The sequence below is a fragment of the Mesorhizobium sp. M7A.F.Ca.US.005.03.2.1 genome (assembly GCF_003997795.1).
GTDB lineage: Bacteria > Pseudomonadota > Alphaproteobacteria > Rhizobiales > Rhizobiaceae > Mesorhizobium > Mesorhizobium ciceri.
Window position 1 is genome coordinate 1 of the sequence record NZ_RZRP01000694.1, and the last position, 3401, is coordinate 3401.

Genomic DNA, 3401 nt, shown 5'->3' on the forward strand with positions numbered 1-3401 from the left:
TGACGCAGGACGACAACTCGAACGGCATCTTCGCGCAGTCGGTGGGCGGCGGCGGTGGTGCGGGTGGCGCTGGCTCGACGGAGACCGGTAAGGCCGAGACGGCCGTTACCATGTATATTGGCGGCCAAGGCGGCAGTGGCAGCATCGGCGGTGAGGTCGAGGTCAACAACTTCGGCAAGATTGAAACACTGGGCTATATCTCGCACGGCATTTTTGCGCAGTCGATCGGCGGTGGCGGTGGTGCCTCGGGTGCCGCGACCGGCGCATCGGAAGCAGACATGACAATCGGTGGCGGTGCCAGCATACCCAACGGGATTCCGATCCCGGTGGTCGGCGACCCCAACGACCCCGACAACGAGGCCGATGGTGGCAAGGTCACCGTCACCAACGATGGCGAGATCATCACACACAAGGATGGGTCATACGGCATCTTCGCCCAGTCCATCGGCGGCGGTGGCGGATATGGCGGCACGGTTTCGTCCGACTTCGCCGGGTCCGACTCTTTTGCCCTCAGCCTGGGCGGCAAGGGCGGCAACGGCGGCGATGGCGGAGATGTGAGGGTTGAGGTTTCCGGATCGATCGAAACCTTCGGCGCCCGCGCGCATGGCGTCGTGGCGCAGTCGGTGGGCGGCGGCGGCGGTGTCGGCGGCGACGCAAAAGGTAAAACCTCGAACGCGCTCGGCATCGGCGGCCTTGGCGGCAATGGCGGCGATGGCGGCGAGGTGACCGTGATCCGCACCGGCACCATCACCACGCATGGTGTCGATGCGGTCGCCATCATCGCTCAGTCGGTCGGCGGCGGCGGCGGCATCGGCGGCGCCGGCTTTGGGCGCTTCGGCGCCACGGCGGATGGCGGCAGCGGCATCGACAACAACACCATCGGCTTCAACACATTTGCGGGTGCCAAGGGCAATGGCGGCACGGTGACCATCCAGCAGGACGGCGAGATCGTCACCGATGGCGAGCGGGCGCACGGCATCGTGGCCCAGGCGGTGGGCGGCGGCGGCGGCCTGGCCGGCACGCTCTCCACCGGCGCTGCCGGTTCCGGCGGTGGCATCGGCGATGCCGCGGCGGCGACGGCGACGGCCATGAGCCAGGTCTGGGTCAAGGGTGCGAGCTCGTATGCCATGTTCGGACAGAGCGCGACCGGCATCGGCGACGCGCACGCGGTTACGCTGACCGCGGGCGACAGCCTGTTCGCGCAGGGTGCTGGTTCCGTGGCCGCCTACGGCGAAAGCACAGCCAACGGCGCGAAAGGCAACATCACCATCAATCTCAACGGTCATTACACGATTGGCGGCGCCGGAACCGGCGTTGCCGCCATGCTCGTCGGCGGCGCCAACAACGCGCTGACCAACCACAGCCTGCTCTACGCAATGGGAGCGACGCCGACATTCGAGATCCAGGCAGCGGATATCCAGGCATTCCAGACCTTCCTGTTGGCGCCCGGTCCCGTCGTGCCGACCAATGCGATCCTGGAATCGCTGCTCGACGATTTCAGTCCGCTGGCCATTACCGGCACGTCGGGTGATGACCATGTCGACAATTCGCGGCTGGACGACACGCTGGGACGCGTCATCGGCAACATCGATCTCGGCGGCGGCGACAACAGCTTCCACAATTTTGCCGATGCCTCGATGGTCGGACTGAAAACCATCGATCTCGGCGGCGGGCTGTTCACCAATGACGGGCTCTATACCAACCAGGGCATCGGCGTGGTGGCGAAGGTGGATGTCGGCGGCGGCTTCAAACAAAACCTCTCCGGCGATTTCGTCACCGATGTGGATCTCAACAACCAGATCACGGATGCCCTGGCACTAACGGCGGCCGGTGACTTCAACGGCGAAGCGCCGCTGAATTTCCTGTCGATCGATAAGCTGTTCACGGAATATGTGGTCGCCAATGGCTCGGGGATGACCGACTCCGGCATAGCAGCGAAGACCTTGCATCCGGCAGTGGGCTTCAACTTCCAGTTCCGGGTGGATGGCGGCACCGATCTCGTTCTTTACGCCGACAACCCGACATTCCTGGAACTGGCGCAGGATCCGGGGTCCGGCACCACCGATCCCGGCGTGTTCCAGATGGCGCAGTACCTTGACGATGTCGAGGCAGCATCGACCCCGGACAACCCGATGGCCAGGCTGATCAACATGCTGCGCTTCCTGCCCAATGAAGAGGAACTGGGTGCAGCATTGACCCGGCTCACACCGCATTATGCCGTGCATACGTTCGACATGATCAACCGCGAAGCCGACATGATGCTGGAAGCGGCGCGTGAGTGTACTGGCGTGCCTGCCTACAAGAATCCCGACGGCCGCTGCGTCTGGGCAACGATCAGCCCGCAGGCCGAGTACGGCCGCGACGCGGGTGCTGGCACTACAAGCCGCGACGACGTCCTGAAGACGATGTCGCTTGGCGGCATTGGCGAGATCGGCCAGAACTGGTCGCTTGGTGCCACGATCGGCCGCACAGAGTTCGATTCCAAGATCGGCTTTGATGGCGACCTGCTGTCGGAGACCACCGGTGAGGCCTGGCAGGCCTATGCGCTGGCCAAATATACCAACAAGAATTACTTCGTGGACTTTGCACTCGGTGGCGGCACGGGCTCGTTCAAGGGCGAACGCGACACCCATATCGACCCGGCATTCTACATTCCGGGCGAAACGTTGGTGGGTGATTATCTCGACGAGGTAATGCTGCCTGGCATCGGCAGCAGCGTCACCTACACACAGAAGACCGCGATGTTCGGCGGCTCGGCGCGGTTGGGTTTCACCCGGGAGATGGGCGCGTTCTATCTGCAGCCGACAGTGCAGTTCGACGCGCGCTGGCTGCGTGTCTCAGGCACGGAGGAGGGTTCGGTCGCCGCCTTCAACTTCGATGGCTCGGCCAACACCTACTATTCTGCAACCCCTGCAATCGAGATCGGCACCGACATCGCGCTCAGCGACATTGCCAGCCTTCGCGTCTACGGCAAGGCCGGGGCGGAGTTTTCCAACAAGGAGTGGGAAATCGAAGGTCGCTTCGCGGCGGCGGAGAATCTGCCTGGCAACCCCGCATTGCACTTGACGGAGGCCGTCGATTCGCCGCTCTATCGGGTCGGCGCCGGCCTTGAACTGAATGGCGTCAATGGCGTCGGCATGTCCGTCAGATATAATGGCGCCTTCGGCGAAACGGTTAAACAGAACGCGATCAGCGCGTCTCTCAAGGTCAGCTTCTAGCTGGCCCGAGGCGGAGCCGGGCGGGAGGGGTCTTGATGAGGAAGTTCGCGTATTTCGTGGCGATGCTGGGTGTTGCCTGCACCGTCGGTGTGCCGGCCGTTGCAGCGCAAACCAAGAGCGACAAGGCGGTCGCGGCACCGGCTGCCGCCGATGCGCCGCAGTTGCCCGGTGGCGCGTCGGCAC

At 64.1% G+C, this 3401-nt stretch carries 1 protein-coding gene; it reads left to right on the plus strand.

The window, feature by feature from the left end:
• The coding region (locus EN991_RS28490; protein WP_164769431.1) for an autotransporter outer membrane beta-barrel domain-containing protein at nucleotides 1–3218 on the plus strand (3218 nt) is incomplete at its 5' end.
• Nucleotides 3219–3401: the final 183 nt, after the last annotated feature.